The 18,190-nt window shown below is 73.1% G+C and carries 17 protein-coding genes; 4 read left to right on the forward strand and 13 right to left on the reverse strand.

Annotated features, from left to right (window positions below):
- Window positions 1-40: 40 nt before the first annotated feature.
- The 6 genes from VV01_RS18595 to VV01_RS18620 are packed head-to-tail and all read right to left on the reverse strand — an operon-like array spanning window position 41 to window position 8,507.
- Complete coding sequence (locus VV01_RS18595; protein WP_050671196.1) at window positions 41-1,432, reverse strand: PfkB family carbohydrate kinase; 1,392 nt, start codon at window positions 1,430-1,432, stop codon at window positions 41-43.
- Window positions 1,432-3,300, reverse strand: coding sequence for a glycosyltransferase (locus VV01_RS24825; protein WP_071606440.1), 1,869 nt, complete (start codon window positions 3,298-3,300; stop codon window positions 1,432-1,434). The genes VV01_RS18595 and VV01_RS24825 overlap by 1 nt, the downstream gene beginning before the upstream one ends.
- Window positions 3,297-4,277: a glycosyltransferase gene (locus VV01_RS18605; RefSeq protein ID WP_050671197.1), complete on the reverse strand. Its 981-nt coding sequence runs from the start codon at window positions 4,275-4,277 to the stop codon at window positions 3,297-3,299. Before VV01_RS18605 ends, VV01_RS24825 begins: the two co-directional genes overlap by 4 nt.
- Entirely contained in the window at window positions 4,265-5,311 is a 1,047-nt protein-coding gene (locus tag VV01_RS18610) for a glycosyltransferase family 9 protein (protein WP_050671198.1), read from the reverse strand. The genes VV01_RS18605 and VV01_RS18610 overlap by 13 nt, the downstream gene beginning before the upstream one ends.
- Window positions 5,308-6,837, reverse strand: coding sequence for an HAD-IIIA family hydrolase (locus tag VV01_RS24830; RefSeq protein ID WP_050671199.1), 1,530 nt, complete (start codon window positions 6,835-6,837; stop codon window positions 5,308-5,310). The genes VV01_RS18610 and VV01_RS24830 overlap by 4 nt, the downstream gene beginning before the upstream one ends.
- Window positions 6,834-8,507: a carbamoyltransferase family protein gene (locus VV01_RS18620; protein WP_050671200.1), complete on the reverse strand. Its 1,674-nt coding sequence runs from the start codon at window positions 8,505-8,507 to the stop codon at window positions 6,834-6,836. The genes VV01_RS24830 and VV01_RS18620 overlap by 4 nt, the downstream gene beginning before the upstream one ends.
- A 128-nt stretch (window positions 8,508-8,635) precedes the next feature.
- On the opposite strand from VV01_RS18620, the gene VV01_RS18625 reads away from it, so the two are divergent.
- On the forward strand, window positions 8,636-9,619 hold the full coding sequence (locus VV01_RS18625; protein WP_050671201.1) for an NAD-dependent epimerase/dehydratase family protein: 984 nt from the start codon (window positions 8,636-8,638) through the stop codon (window positions 9,617-9,619).
- A 15-nt stretch (window positions 9,620-9,634) separates the two neighbouring features.
- Here VV01_RS18625 and VV01_RS18630 read toward each other — a convergent pair whose 3' ends face one another.
- The 7 genes from VV01_RS18630 to VV01_RS18655 form a co-directional block, all read right to left on the reverse strand.
- A complete protein-coding gene (locus VV01_RS18630; RefSeq protein WP_231635277.1) occupies window positions 9,635-10,210 on the reverse strand; it encodes a methyltransferase in 576 nt (191 codons plus the stop codon).
- 93 nt (window positions 10,211-10,303) lie between these two features.
- The gene (locus VV01_RS18635; protein ID WP_050671202.1) at window positions 10,304-11,788 is read right to left on the reverse strand and encodes an FAD-dependent oxidoreductase; all 1,485 of its coding nucleotides are present in this window, start codon (window positions 11,786-11,788) and stop codon (window positions 10,304-10,306) included.
- A gap of 22 nt (window positions 11,789-11,810) precedes the next feature.
- The gene (locus VV01_RS18640) at window positions 11,811-13,847 is read right to left on the reverse strand and encodes a CocE/NonD family hydrolase (protein ID WP_050671203.1); all 2,037 of its coding nucleotides are present in this window, start codon (window positions 13,845-13,847) and stop codon (window positions 11,811-11,813) included.
- A gap of 15 nt (window positions 13,848-13,862) precedes the next feature.
- Entirely contained in the window at window positions 13,863-15,152 is a 1,290-nt protein-coding gene (locus VV01_RS18645; protein ID WP_050671204.1) for an ATP-binding protein, read from the reverse strand.
- Window positions 15,149-15,319, reverse strand: coding sequence for a hypothetical protein (locus VV01_RS23480; RefSeq protein ID WP_157508923.1), 171 nt, complete (start codon window positions 15,317-15,319; stop codon window positions 15,149-15,151). Before VV01_RS23480 ends, VV01_RS18645 begins: the two co-directional genes overlap by 4 nt.
- A 43-nt stretch (window positions 15,320-15,362) precedes the next feature.
- A complete protein-coding gene (locus VV01_RS18650) occupies window positions 15,363-15,677 on the reverse strand; it encodes a hypothetical protein (protein ID WP_050671205.1) in 315 nt (104 codons plus the stop codon).
- A 40-nt stretch (window positions 15,678-15,717) separates the two neighbouring features.
- Window positions 15,718-16,260, reverse strand: coding sequence for a Dps family protein (locus tag VV01_RS18655; protein ID WP_050671206.1), 543 nt, complete (start codon window positions 16,258-16,260; stop codon window positions 15,718-15,720).
- 109 nt (window positions 16,261-16,369) lie between these two features.
- Between VV01_RS18655 and VV01_RS18660 the strand changes: the two genes are divergently transcribed.
- Genes VV01_RS18660 through VV01_RS18670 form a run of 3 tightly spaced genes read left to right on the forward strand, consistent with a single transcriptional unit; the run spans window position 16,370 to window position 18,173 of the window.
- Entirely contained in the window at window positions 16,370-17,338 is a 969-nt protein-coding gene (locus tag VV01_RS18660) for an iron-containing redox enzyme family protein (RefSeq protein ID WP_050671207.1), read from the forward strand.
- Window positions 17,335-17,559 (forward strand): CDGSH iron-sulfur domain-containing protein, encoded by a 225-nt coding sequence (locus VV01_RS18665; protein WP_231635278.1) that lies wholly within the window; start codon window positions 17,335-17,337, stop codon window positions 17,557-17,559. Before VV01_RS18660 ends, VV01_RS18665 begins: the two co-directional genes overlap by 4 nt.
- Window positions 17,556-18,173 carry an endonuclease gene (locus VV01_RS18670; RefSeq protein ID WP_050671209.1) on the forward strand — a complete coding sequence of 206 codons (618 nt, stop codon included), beginning with the start codon at window positions 17,556-17,558 and terminating at the stop codon, window positions 18,171-18,173. Before VV01_RS18665 ends, VV01_RS18670 begins: the two co-directional genes overlap by 4 nt.
- Window positions 18,174-18,190: the final 17 nt, after the last annotated feature.

Consider the following 18,190-nt stretch of genomic DNA (forward strand, 5'->3'; position numbering starts at 1 on the left):
GGGTCCGGCAGCAGCACGCTGCCGGGCCCTTCGTCCGTGCTCAGCCGGAGTGCGTGCCGGCCTCACGTCGGTGGTGACTGCGCAGCAGACCGGTGGTCGAGCGGCCGCGCAGGTAGGGCAGCAGCACGACGCGGCCGCCCCAGCTGCGGACGAGCTCGGCCTCGGGCATCGACGACGCGTCGTAGTCGCCACCCTTGGCCCACACGTCCGGGCGGATCGTCGCCAACGCCTCTCGCGGGTCGTCGCCGTCGAACACCACGACCTCGTCGACGCCGGCCAGGGCCCGCAGCACCTCGGCCCGGTCGCCCACGGTCTGCACCGGTCGGCCGGGGCCTTTGAGCCGGCGTACCGAGTCGTCGGAGTTGAGCAGGACGACGAGGGCGTCGCCGAGTGCGCGCGCCGCCTGCAGCGAGGCGAGGTGGCCGGGATGGAGGACGTCGAAGCAGCCTCCGGTCGCGACCACTGTGCCGCCGCGGGCCCGGACGTCGGCGACGACGGCCGACGCCTGCGGAGTCGGGTCGGGCGCGTGCGAGCCCGCGCGATAGGTCTCGGTGCCTCCGGCGCGGACCCAGTCGGTCGCGCGTGCGACGGCCGCGGTCGTCGCCTCCGCCGGTGACGCGCCGCGTGCGAGCTGCTGCGCGAGAGTCGCCGCGAACCGGTCTCCCGCGCCGCACGAGTCACCGGTGGCGTCTGCGGTGGTCGGTGCGAAGAACGGCTCGGCCGAGGCGGTCGCGAGCCACGCTCCCTCACCTCCCGCCGTCACGCACACGGCCTGGACCTGCCAGCGAGCGCGCAGCGTCCGCGCGAGCTCGGCGGGCGTCGCATCGTCACCCACGGCGCGTGTCGCCTCCGACAGGTTCGGGGTCACCACCGCGCAGCCGGGGACGGGGTCAGCACCGCGCGGGTGCGGGTCCCACACCACGAGCCCGGGGCGACGTCCGCCGGTGCGGGCGCTGAGCAGCTCACGCAGGCCCGCGTGCGCCGTCGTCCCCGCGCCGTAGTCGGCGACCAGCACGACGTCGGCGGTGCGTACGACGTCCGCGGCGCGCGCCGGCAGCTCACCACCCGCAGGGCTGGCCGGACCGCCCTCGTCGACCCGGGCGACCGAGTGCGACCGGGCACGCAGCCGGGTCTTGACCCGGGTCGTACCCGACTGGGCGAGGGGTACGACGTCGATCCCGGCGGCGTCCAGCGCAGCACGAAGGTGCCGACCGGGCTCGTCGTCCGCGAAGGGGGCGATCAGGGTCACCCGCGTGCCCGGCGTACGGCACAGCAGGGCTGCGAGTCCAGCACCGCCCGGTCCCTCGCACGTGTCGTCGACGTCGAGGACGGGCGCCGGCGCGTCCGGGCACACCCGGTCGACGTGGCCGCACAGGTCGCGGTCGAGCAGCACGTCACCGACGACCACGAGGTGCTGCTCGCGCCGCCGCATCACGCCGGCACCTCGACGGCGTGCGGGGCCTGGTCGTCAGCGTCGGTCGACCGACCCGGCGCCCGCGGACCCTGCAGCGCGGCGTCGACCGCCGCGCACAACGCGTGCACCACCGCGAGGTGGACCTCCTGCACCGCCGCGGTCGAACCGGCGTCCACGACGACCGCCTCGTCGGCGAGGCGAGCGAGCGGGTTGGGGCCCGGTCCGGTCATCGCCCAGACCTGGGCACCTCGACCACGGGCCCGACGCGCAGCCTCCAGGACGTTGGGGCTGCGGCCGCTGGTCGAGAGCAGCATCAGGATGTCGCCCGGTCGCACATGGGCCTCGGCCTGCCGCGCGAACACCTCCTGCGCGCCGTAGTCGTTGAGGATCGCGGTCAGGCTGGACGTCTCGGCGCTGAGGCAGATCGCCGACAGGGGCCGGCGTTCGTCGACGAACCGGCCGACCAGCTCCGCCGTCAGGTGCTGGGCCTCAGCGGCGCTGCCGCCGTTGCCCGCCGCCAGCAGACGCCCGTCACCACGCAGCACCTGGGCGAGCCGGGTGCCCCAGAGCCCGATCGTCGCCGACTGCCGTTCCAACGACTCCATCCCGCTCGTGAGCTCGTGCCGGTGCCGCCGGACCCAGTCCGAGGTCGTCTCACGAGCAGCAGTCGGGGTGCGGCGGCGCACCCGACGGACCGCCTGGTGCAGCGCACGTTCGGTCTGCTCGGCGACCACGCCCCAGTCGTAGCGGGTGGCCGCACGTCGCGCGGCCCGGGCGCCCCACGCATCGGCGCCCTCGGCGCTGTGCACGATCTCGTCGACCGCCTGCGCCACCGCACGCTCGTCGCGCGGTGAGACCAGCCGGCCCGTCCGGCCGTCCACGACGGTGTCGAGGAGGCCACCGACCGCGGTGCCCACGACCGGTCGACCGCACGCCGCCGCCTCGACCGGCGTGATCCCGAACGGCTCGTACCAGGGCGTGGCGAGCACGACGTCCGCGCAGCGGTACAGCTGAGGCATCTGCTCGTGCGGCACCGACCCGACGAAGTGCACCCGCCCCGCGACGCCGACCTCGTCGGCCACGCGCCGCAGCCGGCGCACCTCCGCGTCGTCGTGCACTGCGCCGGACGACGGTCCGCCGACCACGAGCAGCTCGGCGTCCTGGAGGTGCTCCAGCGCTCGGACGGACGTCTCGACACCCTTGCGCTCGACGAGGCGCCCGACCGACAGCAGCACGGTCCCGTGCCCCGTACCCGGCCGCTCGCCGTCCCGGGGCGCGGGGCGGAAGAGCCCGGTGTCGACGCCGCACGGTACGACGCGGACGTGCTCGGTCGGGACGTCGAGCTGCTGCAGCTCGCAGACCTCGTCCGAGCAGGTCGCGATCACGACGTCGGCCGTGGTCGCGACGACGCGCTCGCAGTCGATGCGCTCGGCGGGGCTGGTGTCCGCCGCGCCCTGGTGCCGCCGCTTGACCGAACCCAGCGCGTGGAAGGTCTGGACGAAGGGCACGTCGGCCGCCCGGCACGCCTGCAGGCCCGCGAGCCCGGACATCCAGAAGTGGGCGTGCACCACGTCGGGGCGTCCGCTGCGACGCCAGTCGTCCTGCAGCCACCGGCCGAAGTCGTCCATCAACGGGTGGAGCTCGTCCTTGGGCACGGGCCGCGGCGGACCGACCGGCACGTGCACGACGGTCACGCCGTCGCCGAGGGCGACGCGCTCGGCCTGCTCGTGAGGTGGCGCGTCCCTGCGGGTGTAGACGTTCACCTCGTGCCCGCGCGCGGCGAGCGCGAGCGACAGGGCGGCGACGTGGACGTTCTGCCCGCCCGCGTCGGCTCCGGCCAGCGTCGCCAGCGGGCTGGCGTGCTCGGAGATCATGGCGATCCTCATCGGGTTACCTCCTTGAGAAGGGCGTCCCACTCGGCCAGGAACCGGGGCAGGGCGTAGTGGTCGAGCGCGTGCTCGCGTGCGCAGGCGCCGGCGGTGCGCGCGGCGTCCGGCTCCTCCATCCAGTAGCGGGCGCGGGCCAGCAGTCGGACGGGGTCGTTGGACACCAGGCCGCCGCCGGCCGGGACCGCCACCGGCGCCTCCGTGGTCGCGAGCGCGAGCACGGGCATGCCGAGCAGCATCGCCTCGATGAGCGAGAGCCCGAGGCTGGTCCAGCGGTACGGGTGGAAGTACGCACGGTGCCGGGCGAGCTGCTGGTGCATCCGCTCCTGCGGCACGTCCTCGTGCAGGCGTCCGGCGAGGCAGGGCGTACCGGCCTGTCGAGCACGGTGCGCGAGGGCCTCCATGCCCATGCCGTAGACGTGCGTCGGGATGTAGCGCGCCAGTCCGATGAGCAGGTCGGTCCCTGCGACGTGCCACCGGCGTACGGGCTCGTTGACGACTGCTGCGAGGCTGGGATCCGTTCCGGCGTAAGGGATCTCGGGATCCGGGACACCGTGCTCGATGGTGAGGTTCATCGCTGAGCCGTTGTCCCAGGCCATCGCGTTGAACGCCGTGACGTGCACGATCGGGATGCCGTCGAGGTCGGGGTCGGCGCCCACCGGGTGGGGTGTGCCGACCGGGTCGGGCGGCGTGTTGTGCTCGACGTAGACCGCGGGCAGGTCGCGTCCCGGACGCCGACCGGTCCACTCCTCGCACCAGCGGACCTCCTCGGGTCGCTGCAGCACGACGACGTCGATGTCGGCGTCACGCAGATGCTCGGGTGCCACCTCGCGGGCGCGCTCCGGCCAGGTCCACGTCCGCGCACGACCACGCCCCTGGGGGCCGCGGTCCGGTACGACGGGCAGCAGCACCTCGTGCTGCCCCCGCACGAACGACGTCGTCCAGGACCCGTGGACGTGCCACATCAGGACGCGCACGGCTGCCTCCTCGCACTGACGTCGGCGACGGCGTCGACGACCTGGCCGACGGTGACGCCGGACAGGCACGGGTGACCCGCGACCGGGCACGTACGGGCTCGGGTGAGGGCGCACGCCGCGTGCTGGTCGCCGAGGAGCACGGTCGGGACGCCCCAGGGCGCCCACCTCGCGGCGGGTACGACGGGGGCGAAGAGGGAGACCACCGGCGTACCGACGGCTGCCGCGAGGTGGGCGGGTCCGGTGTTGCCGACGAGGACGGCGTCGGCGCCGGCGAGGACGCCGGCCAGCTGGGTGAGGTCGGTCGTGCCGGCGAGGTCGACCGCCTCGCGCCCCGCGACCTGCGCGGCGAGCGCGCGTTCGGACGCCGCACCCGTCACGACGAGCTGGTAGCCGGCCGCGGCGAGTGCGAGCACCGCACCGCGGGCGAGCTCGGGCGGGAGGCCACGGGTCGACGCGGCCGAGCCCGGGTGCACGACGACGTAGGGCGAGCGCAGGTCCGTACGCCGGTGGGCCGGCGCCCGCACCGACAGGCAGCGGTCGTCGTCGGCCGGCAGCGTGAACCCGGCCGCCTCGGCGAGCGCGAGCGCCGCCTCGACCTCGTGCCCTCCGGCGGGCCCACCGTCGTCGTCGGCGCCGGGCACCCGGCGGTGCCGGACGTCGAGCAGCGAGCCGGCGTAGTCCTCACTGGCGCCCGCCACCCGTGGGACGCCCGCGAGCCGGGCGATCATCGCCGCCGGGAGCGCGCTCTGGTGGTAGGACGTGAAGACGACCGCGACGTCGTACGCGCGAGCGCGCAGCGTGGCCACGAGGTCGGCGACGCTGTCGGCGTCGAGCGGGGCCGGCTCGGGTCCGGACCAGGCCGGGTCGTGCACGAGCACGTCGCGCACACCCGGCAGCAGCCGCGCGGCCTCGGCGCCGAGTGGCGATGCGAGCAGGTCGACGTGCGCCCCGTGTGCGGCCAGCGCGCGGACGGCCGGCCCGGTCAGCAGCACGTCCCCGACGCTGTCGAGGCGGACCGCGAGCACACGTGTCACGGGACTCGCCCCTGCACGACCAGCTCGGCCGCCGAGCTCAGGTCGGTGGCGACGACCGGCGCCTCGGCGACCTCCTGCGGTCGCGTCCGGTCGGTGGGGACGAGCACGCTGCGCGCTCCTGCTCGCAGCGCGGCCGTCACGTCGGTGCCGATGTCGCCGATGACCGCGATGGACGATGTCGGCACCCCGAGCTCGCGGGCGGCTCGTCGGATCAGGCCCGGGGCGGGTTTGCGGCAGGCGCAGTGCTCGTCGGCGCGGTGCGGGCACACCTGCCAGGTGTCGAAGTGGCCGAGCAGCCGCTCGACAGCGGCGTTGACGTCGTGCATCTGCAGCTCGCTGATGTCGCCACGCCCGACGGCTGCCTGGTTGGTGACAACGCCGAGCCGGATGCCGTGGCGCCGCAGCAGTGCGACGGCCTCGACGGCTCCCGGCATCGGGCTGACCCGCTCGGGGTCGGTGTTGAGCGGCACGTCGGTGATCAAGGTGTCGTCGCGGTCGATCAGCACGGCACGGACCGGCGTCGGCCACGACCGTGCACCGCGGTGTCGTACGGCGCCGCGCAACCGCTGTGCCACCGCGACGGGCGGGATGACCGCGCTGGTGACGACCATGCGCGCGACCTCGCCCGGCGTACGCGGCCCCGGCGCGATCCGCCGTACGGCGAACGCCGCCGTCGACCCGCACCAGACGGCTCCGCAGGCGAGCACTGCACGCGGCCGACGCAGTGAGGCCGCGGCGGCCGTTCCGACGAGAGCGCCCGCGGTGACGGCGTGCCAGCCCAGAGCCCCCGTCCCGGTCTCGGCACGGCGGCGCCAGCGTCGGCCGTGGAGGCGTCGCATGAGCGCGTCGTCGGCATTGCCGCGCTGCGCTGACACGCTCGCCCTGAACGGCAGGTCGCGCAGCGGGTGCTCGGTGAGCCGTACGCCGTGGACGAGCGACCAGCCCGCGTCGCGCAGACGCAGCGCGAGGTCGGCGTCCTCGCGGTACGCGCGCGGGAACCGCTCGTCGAACCCGCCGACCTCGACCAGGGCCACGCGACGGTACGCCATGTCGGCGGTGATCCAGCGAGCGTCCGCGAGCGATGCGGTGGACCGTTCGGAGTCGGTGAGCGCGCGGTCCCGTGGTGCGGGCACCTCGATGCGCGCCTGGTTGCCGGCGGCGACTGCGGGCGTCGCGGAGAGGTCGCGCATCAGGTCGCCGGTCCAGTCGCCCACCGGCTGCACGTCGTCGTCGAGGAACACGACCCACTCGGCCTCGGTCAGGCGCCAGCCGAGGTTGCGCGCGGCCGCAGGGCCGCGGCCCCACGAGCGCACCACGACGACGTGGGTGCGTTCGGCGAGACCGGCCGGCACCGGCAGGTCGTCCTCCGGCTGCGGGCGGTCGTCGACCATGACGACCTGCTGAGGCTGGGGGCCCTGCTGAGCGGCGAGCACGGTGAGCAGCCGGTGCAGGCTCGGGCGTCCGAGCGTCGGCACGACGATGCTGTACGCCGGGTCGAGGTCGCGCGTGCGCACGGCGGTGCTCATGCGCTCACCTCCTCGAAGGCGTGGGCGCGGCGGACGACGTGCGGCCCCAGCACGAGCAGGTCGACCGGGGCCGACCCGAACAGCTCCAGCGCGTCGCGGGGCGTGTCGACCATCGGCCGTCCCGCCGTGTTGAGGCTGGTGTTGACGACGACCGGCAGACCGGTCCGGTCGGCGAACGCGCTGATCGTGGCCGCGAGCCGCGGGAGCACCTGCGGGTCGACCGTCTGCACGCGGGCCGTCCCGTCGATGTGGGTCACCGCCGGGATCCGCGCCGCCCACGCGGTGTCGACGTCGTGCACGAACAGCATGTACGGGCTCGGCAGCGGTCCGCGCGAGAACATCTCGGCCGCGCGGTCCTGCAGCACCATCGGGGCGACCGGTCGGAAGTGCTCGCGCCCCTTGACCGCGTTGAGCCGGTCGAGGTTGTCCTCGTGGCCCGGGTGGGCGAGCAGGGAACGCTGGCCCAGCGCCCGCGGCCCGAGCTCGCTGCGCCCGTCGAACCACGCCACCACACCGTCGGCCGCGAGCACGTCGGCGACCACCGCGGGCAGGTCGTGCGGGGTCTCGTACGGCACGCGCGCCCGGTCGAGCTCAGCGCTGAGCTCGTCGTCCGACCACGAGCGACCGAGGGCAGCGGTCGGGAACGCGACCGGCAGCTCCTCGCCTCGGCTCTGCTCCCCGATCAGGTGCAGTGCGGCGCCCAGCGACGTGCCCGCGTCCCCCGCGGCCGGCTGAACCCACACGTGCTCGAACGGTCCCTCGCTCCAGATGCGAGTGTTCGCAACGCAGTTCAGCGCTGTGCCGCCTGCCATGGCGAGGTGGTGCGCGCCCGTCTGCCGGTGCAGCCAGGTGACGACGTCCAGCAGGGCGTCCTCGACACAGCGCTGCAGCGACGCGGCCAGGTCGGCGTGCGCCGGCTCCCAGTCCTCCTGCCCCGGTGACCGACGCGGCGCCCACTGCGCCCAGTCGGCGGGGCGCGCTCGGAAACCGCCGTCACCGGTGCCGTGGACCCAGTCCCGCAGCGCGTCCACGTAGCGCGGTGTCCCGTACGACGCCAGCGCCATCACCTTGAACTCGTCACTCGACCGCAGGAAGCCCAGGTGCTCGGTGAGCGACTCGTAGACCAGACCCAGCGAGTCCGGCAGCGCCTGGGCGGACAGCGTGGTCAGGCGACCACGGTCGTACTGACCGGCCAGGTGAGAGGCGCGCTCGCCGCGACCGTCGACGACCAGGACGCTGGGGTCGGGTGCGCCACCGTGCACGTCGAGCAGACCGGCGGACGCGGCGTGGGCCGCGTGGTGCGGCACGAACCGCACGCGCTCCGGGTCGAGGCCGGGCAGGGCCTCGGCGATGAAGCCCGGCGCGTTCGCCGCGTACGTCCGGCGCAGGTGGTCCCACGGGTCGTCCAGCCCCAGCTCGTCCGCCGGGAGGGTCAGCGCGGGGTCGAAGGAGTACGCGACGGCGTCGAGGTCGTGGGCCCGCAGACCGCCCTCCTGCAGGCACCAGCGCATCGCCTGCTCGGGCAGCTCCCAGGCCGCGAACGGCACGGGGCGCTTGCCGTGCTTGCGTCTGCTGAACCGCTCTTCCTCCGCAGCCGCCACGACCCGCCCGTCGACCACCAGAGCGGCCGACGGGTCGTGGAACACCGCGTTCACACCAAGCACACGCATGTGTCATCCACTACCCGGGCCGCTGCGGGTGAACCGTCTCTCACCGCTTCTGCGTCGGCCCGTTTGCTGCACGGGCCCTGGGGTACTGACGGTCGAGGCAGCAGCCGTACGCCGTCAGGAGGACTGCGATGTCGGGATCGCCCACGACCACGAGAGACGTGCACCGCGCCGTCGTCACCGGTGGAGCCGGCTTCGTCGGCAGCCACCTGTGCGAAGCCCTCCTGAGATCAGGGGCAGAAGTGATCTGCCTGGACAACTTCCTCACGGGGTCGCCCGCGAATGTCGCTCACCTCCAACAGGATCCGCGGTTTCGGATGATCCGCTGCGACGTCACAGACTTCGTCCACGTGCCGGGCCCGGTCGATCTCGTCCTGCACTTCGCGTCACCGGCCTCACCGGCCGACTACCTCCGGCTGCCGCTGCACACGCTCAAGGTCGGCGCGATCGGCACGTGGCACGCGCTCGGCCTCGCCAAGGACAAGGGCGCTCGTTTCGTCCTCGCCTCGACGTCGGAGGTCTACGGCGACCCGCAGGTGCACCCTCAGCCCGAGTCGTACTGGGGCCACGTCAACCCGGTCGGCCCCCGCGGTGTGTACGACGAGGGCAAGAGGTACGCCGAGGCCCTCGCCACGGCGTACCGCGGCACCGAGGACGTCAACACGGGAATCGTGAGGATCTTCAACACTTTTGGCCCGCGACTACGGGCTGACGACGGCCGGGCGATCCCCAACTTCATCCGGCAGGCCCTCGCCGGCGAGCCGCTGACCGTGGCCGGCGACGGCATGCAGACCCGGTCGGTCTGCTACGTCGACGACCTGGTCGAGGGCGTCCTCGCCATGGGCGTCACCGACCACCCCGGCCCGCTCAACCTGGGCAACCCCGAGGAGCGCTCCGTGCTGCGCATCGCACGCGACGTCGTGGAGGCGACGGCCTCGACGTCACACATCGTGCACATCGAGCGTCCGGCCGACGACCCGCAGGTCCGCCGGCCCGACACGACGCTCGCACAGCGTGAGCTCGGCTGGCACGCCAGGACGCCGTGGCGCGACGGCCTGGGGCACACCGTCCAGTGGTGGAGGACGCACGTGGCTGCGGCTGCCGCACCGGCGTGACCGCACCGTGGTGCGTCAGCGCCGGTCCAACCGCATGAGGCAACCACGGTCGTACGTGCGAATCTCCTTGCGTGTCAGCGCCTTCGGGATGTCGAGTGCCCAGGCCTGCGACCTGCTACCGAGCTGGAGCAGCCCGTGGCCACCGGGCCTGAGGTGCTGAGCCATGGCCTCGACACACCGTCGCGCGATGCCGAGGCCGTCGCTGCCACCGTCGATCGCTCCCGGCGGGTCCTCGGGGAACCGCGTCACCTCTGCGTGCGTGACCCAGGGCGGGTCCGCGATGATCGCCGCGAAGCTCTCGGACGCGTCGAGCGCGCTCTCGACCCCACAGCAGCGCACCTCGATCCGCTCGGCGAGGCCGGCACGTACGGCGTTCTCGCGCGTCTGTGCAACGGCGACCGGGTCGTGGTCGACGGCGACCAGGCGACGACCGGTCCGGTGCGCGACGAGCAGGCCGATCTGACCGGCACCGCAGCACAGGTCCAGCACCGCTCCGGGCGGCGCCGTCGCGAGCAGCTGCTCGGCCCAGGTCGCCTGCACGACGGTCCAGGACCGCGGCTGCAGCAGACGCGGGTCCGCGTCGATCGTCAACTCGCCGAACCCATGGGTTGCGATGTCTCCCAAGCCTGTTCGCATGATCGTCATGCCCGTTCACTACCCAGGAGGGAGGGCGCTGACACCGCCTCAGCGCGTGTCGTACGTGCGCAGCCGCCGGGTCGCCGGGCCTTCGAGGATGTCTCCGCGAGCGTCGAAACGCGACCCGTGCAAGGGGCAGTCCCAGGTGTGCTCCGCGTCGTTCCAGGTCAGCGTGCCGCCGAGGTGGGTGCAGATGGCGCGTACGGCGCACGACTGACCGTCCGTGGACGCACGCCCGGTCGGGACGCCGTCGGCCCGCCCGACGACACCGCTGCCGTCCGGGACCTCGTCCGGCAGCGGTCGTAGCTCGGCGTCGAGCGTCGACCGCACCGCAGCCACCGTCACCCCAGCGTTGGTCCGCACGACGTTCAGGGCGGACGACGGTCGCGTGACACGCCGGTGCAACCGGTCCGCCCACGGCAGCCGGCCGCCCAGGACGTCCGCCGCGATGCTGAGTCCCGCAGCCACGGCGTTGGTCAGGCCCCACTTCGCGAATCCCGTTGCCACATAGATGTTTCCGTGTCCTCGTGGGAGGCGCCCGACGTACGGCACACCGTCGTGCGAGCGGTAGTCCTGCGCCGACCAGTGGTGCGTCTCGACGGCCTCGGGGAAGTGCTCGTGCGTCCACGCCCGGAGCCGTTCGACGTGCGCCGCCTCGGACGGCGTACGCCCGACCACGTGCCCGTCGCCTCCGATGAGCAGCAGGCGCCCGGCCGAACCGGGCGCGTCGCGCACCGAACGCGTCGGGCCGGACGCCGACAGCATCATCAGCTCGGGAGGGGCGGGGTGCTCGAACGCCAGGGCGTACGACCGCTCCGGCGTGAGCTTGGCGAAGTACAGCCCGCGGTCGAGCACCGGCGTACCGGTGGCGAGCACGACCGTGTCGCAGCGCAGCGTGCGGCCGTCGCCGTACTGCACCGTCGGCCGCCCGACCTTCGACACCCCGTGCACGCGAGCGCCGGTCACGACCACCCCGCCCTCGGCGCGGACGTCGGCGACCAGCTGCTCCAGCAGGTCGAACGGGTCGAGCTGCGCCTGGTCGGCGAGCACGGTGCCGCCGGCGTGCGGGAACGGCACGGGCAGCTCGTCCTGCCAGCGGACCCCGAGCCCGACCTGCGCCGCGGCGTCGTGCTCGGCCCGCGCACGTTCGCGCCCGCGACCGCTGTCGGGGGCGTAGGTCACGGCGGGTCGACGCTCCATCGGGACACCGCGGTCCTCGCCGTAGCGCAGCAACCAGTGCAGTCCCTCGCGGTTGGCCTCGACGTAGGCGCGGACGACGTCCTCGGGATGACGCGCCAGCAGGCCGGAGAGCGTGGTGCCCTGCAGCACGGACAGCTTGCCCGTCGTGCTGCCGGTGGTCACCGCGCCCACCTCCCGCGCCTCCAGCACGACGACGTCGCGGCCGGCGCGGGCGAGCAGCAGCGCACTCATCAGCCCGGTCAGGCCCGCCCCGACGACCACGTCGTCGCAGGAGTCACGGTCGAGGGTGTCGGAGTCGACCGGCGGCCGGCCGTCGTTCCACAGCGAGGTCATCGTGCTCTCCGTTCTCGGGTGGTCACACCAGGTCGCGCGGGACGGTGCTGCGCCAGCTCTGCGCGTGCACGCGTCGGTGACCGCGCTCGTCGTCGAGCTCGTACGCGTCGACGTCCGCGGTGATCACGAAGTCGGCCTCGGTGCAGGTGAGCACCGTGCGGGTCGTCACCTCGGTGCGCCAGTCGCCGCGCTCGAGCCGGCGTACGGTCTCGGTCTCGCCCCGCACGGAGGTGACGTCCTCCCAGCGGAACGTGTACCACTCGGTCGTCGACCGGCGTACGAGCGTGCCGGTCTCGTCGATCCGGAAGGCGCCCTGGTCGTTGACGATCTCCAGCGTCGACACGTCGGTGGCGAGATCGCGCGTCACGCGCCAGTCGTGGGTGCTCGGCGCGAGGTCGGTCACCGCCGACTCGGGCGCCGTGACCGGGTCGTCGAACGTCCGCAGCTTCTCGTCCGTACGGCGCGGCGTGCGCACGGGCAGCCGCAGCGCGCTCGACGCGAGGTGCACGGTGACCGTCGCGGGTTGCGGCGCGGGCCACACCAGCGGCCAGTACGACGTCGACACCGACAGGCGGATGCGGTGCCCGGGCGGGAAGGCGTGAGCCATGCCGTTGAGCGGCAGCTCGACCTGGTAGCGCTCCCCCGGCTGCAGCGGTCGCGGGTCGTCGCTGGAGTCGCGGTGCGTCAGGTTGAGCACGCCGTACGTCACCCGCGTCGCCTCCCCGCCGACGGCGACGTCCGACAGCCGCGCCACGAGCTGGGCGACCGGCTGATCGGCCGACACCTCCACGTCGAGCACCGGTCGGCCGAACACCTCGGTGCGGGCGTCCAGCGGTTCCGACTCCCACACGAGCGCTCCGCCGTCCTCCTCGCGCTGGTCGTACGGCAGGTCGGGCACGGCGGCGTACGACGCCCACTTGCCGGCGAACATGCCGACGCTCAGCGGCGAGCACACGGCCAGGTCGTGGGCACGCTCGGAGGCGGGTGCGTCGTCGACGAGTGCCGTGCGCGTCAGCTGCAGCGGCCGTTCGTCGATGTGCCGGGAGGGCCACTGGTCCTCGGCGACCCAGCGACCCGGCCGGTCCTCGTACGCCGCCCGCGGTGGCACGCTCTCCTGCATCCACGCCCGCAGCATCGGCTCGTCCATCAGGCCGGTGTCGCGTCCCTTGAGCCAGTGGTCCCACCAGCGCACGAGCTCCTGGAGGAACCCGATCGCCGGGCCGGGCACACCCAGGTGCGGGTACTTGTGACCCCACGGACCGATGAGGCCCTTGCGCGGCACCTGCAGATGCTCCATCAGCCGGAAGATCGCGTTGGTGTAGCCGTCCGCCCAGCCGCCGACCGCCATGACCGGGCACTGGACGGCGCCGTAGTCCTCGGCGACCGACGCCGGCCGCCAGTAGTCGTCGCGGCGCTGGTGGGACAGCCACGTCTCCAGCCACAGCCCGCTGCCGCGCAGCCGCTCCTGCCACATCTCGCGCCACCGGTCGCCGACCACCTCCGGGTCGGGCGGCAGGCTGTTGAACGCGAGCATCACGGTCGCCTCGGACAGGTTGTCACCGAGCAGGCAGCCGCCCATGTAGTGCATGTTGTCGACGTAGAGGTCCTCGGTCGCCGACGCACTCATGACCGCCTTGAGCGCCGGTGGCTGGCGCGCCGCGACCTGCAGGCTGTTGAAGCCACCCCAGGAGATGCCCATCATCCCGACGTTGCCGTCGCACCACGGCTGGTCGGCGAGCCAGGCGATGACGTCCTCGGCGTCCTGCAGCTCCTGCTCGCGGTACTCGTCGACCAGGACGCCGTCGGAGTCGCCGCTGCCGCGCAGGTCGACGCGGACGCACACGTACCCGTGGGCCGCGAGGTAGGGATGGTTGAGCTCGTCCCGTCCTCGGGTGAGGTCACGCTTGCGATAGGGGATGTACTCCAGGACCGCCGGTACGGGCTCGGCCAGGTCACGTGGCAGCCACATCCGCGCAGCCACCTGCTCGCCGTCCCGCAGCGGTACGAAGACGTTCTCGACCGTCTTCACCTCGGCGTCCACATCGACCTGGGTCGTCATGAATTCCTTTCGTGCTCAACGGTTCTCGAGATCGAAGGTCAGCATCCGCTCGATCTGGTCCAGACGGGACGCGAGCGCGTCGCGCGACGCGTCACCGGCGTACACCGTGGCGAGGACGTAGCGGTAGGAGTCCTGGTGAGGCAGGTCGGACAGTCGGTCGCCGGGCTGCACCTTGACGGCGACCTCCGTGCCGGGGAAGCGGTCGGCGATGCGTTCGAGGTCGCGCTCGTCCGGCACGCGGCGTACGACGGCGTCCTCGTCGTGGACGACCATGTGCTGGGCCGCGACCGCGAACCGCCCCTCGCGGTGCGGCATCCGCGGACGCTTGCCGAGCGCGACGTCGAGGGCGACCTGGTGGTTGGAGCGCCCGTCGACCTTCGCGAACAGGTCGCTGTGCGACTGCGAGATGCGGGTGTTGACCTCGATCATCCGCAGCGTGTCGGTGCTCTCGTCCCACATGTACTCCGCGTTGAAGCACGCGTCGTCGTAGCCGATGTGCCGCAGCAGCCGCTCGGTCGTGTCGATGCAGCGCTGCTGGACCTCCTGCGGCACGGTGGCCGCCGGGTAGTCCAGCTCGCGGATGCTCAGCCCGTCGCTGTCCTTGCGCATGTCGAAGACGCCGTGGACGGCGTAGTGCCCGCCCGACATGCTGCCCTCGGGGGCGACCTGGATGCCTTCGACGACCTCCTCCGCGAGACAGGTGCTGCCGCCCGCGTCGCCCAGCTCCTGCGGGAGGTCGACCCGACGCAGCACCTGGTCGAACGCGTCGCCGACACCGGTGATCTCGGCACGGATCTGCTCGACCGCGGCATCGAGGTCGTGGGCGTCGGTCACCTTGAACCCGAGGTTGGACGAGTGCGCCTTGATCGGCTTCACCCAGAACGGGAAGTCCAGGTCGATGTGGTCCAGCGGCCGATCCGCGAACGGGTCGAACGCGGTGAACGCCGGCACCACCTCGGGGACTGCGGCCCGTTGCTCCAGGCGGCTCCAGTACTTGTGCTCGCACCGCAGGACGCTCGTGAGCGACGGCGCCGGCAGGCCCCGCTCGGCGGCGAGCATCGGCCCGAGCACCGAGGTCGGGAAGTCCCAGTGGGTCAGGATCGCGTCGACCGGGCCGTCGAACTCCGCGAGCTGGGCGCGGGCCTGGTCCAGCAGCGCGTCGAAGTCGTACGCCGAGTCACTCACTAGGGCGTCGTAGTCGAGCAGTCCGTGGAAGGTGACGTCGTCGTCGCGGACCGTCGACAGCTCACCCTCGTGCAGGTCGGTGAGGCCGAGGACGAAGACGTGGCGCTGTCGTACGGTCACACGTCGTCCTCGGTGTCGACCGCCTCGCCGTGGGCGTCGGGCGGGCCTTGCGACTCCTGGCGCGCATCGCGCTGAGGCGGGATGCCCTCGGCCGTCTGCAGACCCTTCTCGTCCTCGCGCTCGCGCAGGTTGCTCGTCTCGGAGATCTGTCCGTCGTCGTCGGTCATACCGGTCTGCTACCCGTTCGCGAGGAGGTGACACCTCGGTGGGTCAGCCGCCTCCGGCCACGTCGGCGTCGTCGTCGACGCCGACGTGGTCATCGACGCCGCGGTCGTCACGCAGCGGGTCCGCGAGGGCCCGGTCGACAGCAGGGTCGCCGTGGCCGTCGTCGCGGTGGGCGTCGTCGTCGCGGTGGGCGTCGTCGGCCTCCTCGGGGATGCCGCCGCTCGCGACGTCGTTGCGGTTGCCTCCGGTGCCGTCCTCGGTGTGCGACGCGGGGCCGCCGTCGGTGTCGTCGACGCCGCTGGTGCTCCCGGGCGCGGTGGTCTGCTCGCCTGTCTGCTCGTGGTCAGCGTGGTTGGTCATGCCGTCACCTCGTTCGGATCGTGGTGGTACGAAAGGGTTTTCAGCGCCTCGCAGTGCGTGCGCCCTCCGTCTCGCTCGCCGCCGAGGCGGTCGCGAGCTCACCGGAGGCGTCCTCGAGATGGGCGCGCACGAACCAGTGGAACTGCTCCAGCGCCTGCGCCTGCCCGATGAGCATGTCCTGCGTGACGGGGTCGGGCTTCTCGGTGTCCGCGATGGCCGTGCGGTGCGCCTCGATGAGCCCTGCGTAGACGATGTCCAGCGCGCCGAGGTGGTCGATCGCGTCGGCCCGGCCGATGGCGTAGTCGTCCCAAGCCCGTTGCTCGACCAGAGCGCCCGGCGTGCCCTGCGGTGACCCGCCGAGCGTCGCGATGCGTTCGGCCGTCACGTCGACCATGCCCCGCACGGCGTCGACCTGCGGGTCGAGCATCGTGTGCACGGCGATGAAGTGCGGGCCCACCACGTTCCAGTGGACGTGCTTGAGCGTGAGCGCCAGGTCGTTGAGGGCGTTGAGACGCTCCTGCAGGATCGCGATGACGCGCTGGGCTTCGCCTCGGTCCATGCCGGGGACGGTGTACGCGGACATGTCGGGCCTCCTTCGAGTCGGCTGCTGCGCTCTCCCTTCCCACCCGCGCTCGTGCTGAAACGTGCGTCGGTCCATGCATGAGGTCTGCGCTGCCGGGTAGTCGGTGGGCATGAGGCTTCCCACGCCCCGCGGTCCGGTGAGCGAGCACGTCGTCCGGTGCCTCACCGGCCACGTGAGCTCCGGCGGTCCGGCGGTCCCTGACGACGTGCTCGCGTCCGATGACGCGCAGGTGGCGCTCTGGATGCTGTACGAGCTGCACTACCGCGGCTTCGACAGCGTCGACCCGGACCTGGAGTGGGACCCGGCCGTGCTGACCCGGCGCCTCGCCCTGGAGCGTCCGGTCGAGGCAGCGCTGCGAGAAGCGGTGCGTCCCCGGGTCGAGACGGTCGCGGACCGCGCTGACGTCATCGAGGCGATCGACACCCTCGTGACGTCCGACGACGGTCCGTCGGTGGCCAACCATCTGCACCGCACCGCGACCCGGGACGAGCTGTGCGCGTACCTGCGCGAGCGCAGTATCTATCACCTCAAGGAGTCCGACCCGCACTCGTTCGTCCTGCCGCGCATCGACGGAGCCGCCAAGGTGGGGCTCGCCGAGCTGCAGTACGACGAGTACGGCGCCGGCCGCGCCGCGGGCCTGCACTCGACGTTGTTCGGTGATGCGCTGGAGGCGGCCGGGCTCGACCGCACCTACGGCGCCTACATCGACGAGTGCTCGGCGCAGACCCTGGCGGTCAACAACGCGATGTCGCTCTTCGGGCTGCACCGGCGGCTGCGCGGCGCGGCGATGGGCCACCTGGCGGCGTTCGAGGCGACGAGCTCGCTCCCGTCACGGCGGATCGCCCAGGGCGTACGCCGGCTGGGTCTGCCCGAGGTCGTCGCGCACTACTACGACGAGCACGTCGAGGCCGACGCCGTGCACGAGCAGCTCGCGGCGCGGACGATCTGCGGGTCACTCGTCGCCGACGACCCCGGCCTGCGTGATGACGTCCTGCTGGGAGTCGCGACCTGCCTCGAGCTCGACACGCGTGCGGCCCGGGCCCACCTCGACGCCTGGGTCCTGCAGGAGGCGCAGTGAGCGGGCGGGGTCAGGTCAGCGTCGAGCAGTGCCCCGACGGGCCGTTGCTCGTGCGGGGCGCCGACACGGTGCGCGACGCGGCAGGCGAGGAGCACGTCGTACGCCGACCGGTCGTCGCGGTCTGCGTGTGCGGCTGCTCGGCGCGGGCTCCGTGGTGCGACGGGACCCACAAGGTGCGCCGCGTCCGCCGCGCAGAGGCGCAGCTGGAGGCAGACGGATGAGCGACCACCACGAGACCGTGCGCTCGGTGCTGGAGCGCTACGGCGCGACGTACGCCGAGGAGGCTCGAATTCCGTTGAAGGACAAGCCTGCTCCGCTCTTCCAGCTGCTCGTGCTCGCCATGCTGTTCGCTGCGCCGATCCCGGCGGCGACCGCCGTCGCTGCCGCGCGCGAGCTGTTCGACGCGGGCTGGCGTACGCCGCAAGGCCTGCTCGACTCCACCTGGCAGCAGCGCGTCGACGCACTCGGGCGCGGCGGCTACCGACGCTACGACGAGAGCACCGCCCGTCACCTCTCCGAGATGGCTGAGCTGCTGCAGGACCGGTACGACGGCGACCTGCGCCGCCTGCGCGACGAGGCGGGCGGTGACGCCGACCGGATCCAGGACCTGCTGCAGGAGTTCCCCCGGATCGGCGCGACGGGCGCAGCGATCTTCTGCCGTGAGGCGCAGGCGGTCTGGCCGACCCTGCGCCCGTTCGTCGACGACCGCGCGCGGGCCGGAGCCAGAGCGGCCGGGTTGCCGTCAGCGCGCGACGCCCTCGCACGCCTGGTGCCGTCGGACGACCTGGCCCGCCTGACCGCCGCGCTGGTGCGGCTCGACCTGGACGACCGCTGATCCCGGCGAGCACGTGT

Source organism: Luteipulveratus halotolerans (assembly GCF_001247745.1).
In the GTDB taxonomy this organism is placed as follows: domain Bacteria; phylum Actinomycetota; class Actinomycetes; order Actinomycetales; family Dermatophilaceae; genus Luteipulveratus; species Luteipulveratus halotolerans.

Coding starts and splice junctions, on each gene's coding strand:
- VV01_RS18595 (WP_050671196.1), bottom strand. CDS start 1,432: ATGCGGCGGCGCGAGCAGCACCTCGTGGTCGTCGGTGACGTGCTGCTC.
- VV01_RS24825 (WP_071606440.1), bottom strand. CDS start 3,300: ATGAGGATCGCCATGATCTCCGAGCACGCCAGCCCGCTGGCGACGCTG.
- VV01_RS24830 (WP_050671199.1), bottom strand. CDS start 6,837: ATGAGCACCGCCGTGCGCACGCGCGACCTCGACCCGGCGTACAGCATC.
- VV01_RS18620 (WP_050671200.1), bottom strand. CDS start 8,507: ATGCGTGTGCTTGGTGTGAACGCGGTGTTCCACGACCCGTCGGCCGCT.
- VV01_RS18625 (WP_050671201.1), top strand. CDS start 8,636: ATGTCGGGATCGCCCACGACCACGAGAGACGTGCACCGCGCCGTCGTC.
- VV01_RS18635 (WP_050671202.1), bottom strand. CDS start 11,788: ATGACCTCGCTGTGGAACGACGGCCGGCCGCCGGTCGACTCCGACACC.
- VV01_RS18640 (WP_050671203.1), bottom strand. CDS start 13,847: ATGACGACCCAGGTCGATGTGGACGCCGAGGTGAAGACGGTCGAGAAC.
- VV01_RS23480 (WP_157508923.1), bottom strand. CDS start 15,319: ATGACCGACGACGACGGACAGATCTCCGAGACGAGCAACCTGCGCGAG.
- VV01_RS18650 (WP_050671205.1), bottom strand. CDS start 15,677: ATGACCAACCACGCTGACCACGAGCAGACAGGCGAGCAGACCACCGCG.
- VV01_RS18655 (WP_050671206.1), bottom strand. CDS start 16,260: ATGTCCGCGTACACCGTCCCCGGCATGGACCGAGGCGAAGCCCAGCGC.
- VV01_RS18660 (WP_050671207.1), top strand. CDS start 16,370: ATGAGGCTTCCCACGCCCCGCGGTCCGGTGAGCGAGCACGTCGTCCGG.
- VV01_RS18670 (WP_050671209.1), top strand. CDS start 17,556: ATGAGCGACCACCACGAGACCGTGCGCTCGGTGCTGGAGCGCTACGGC.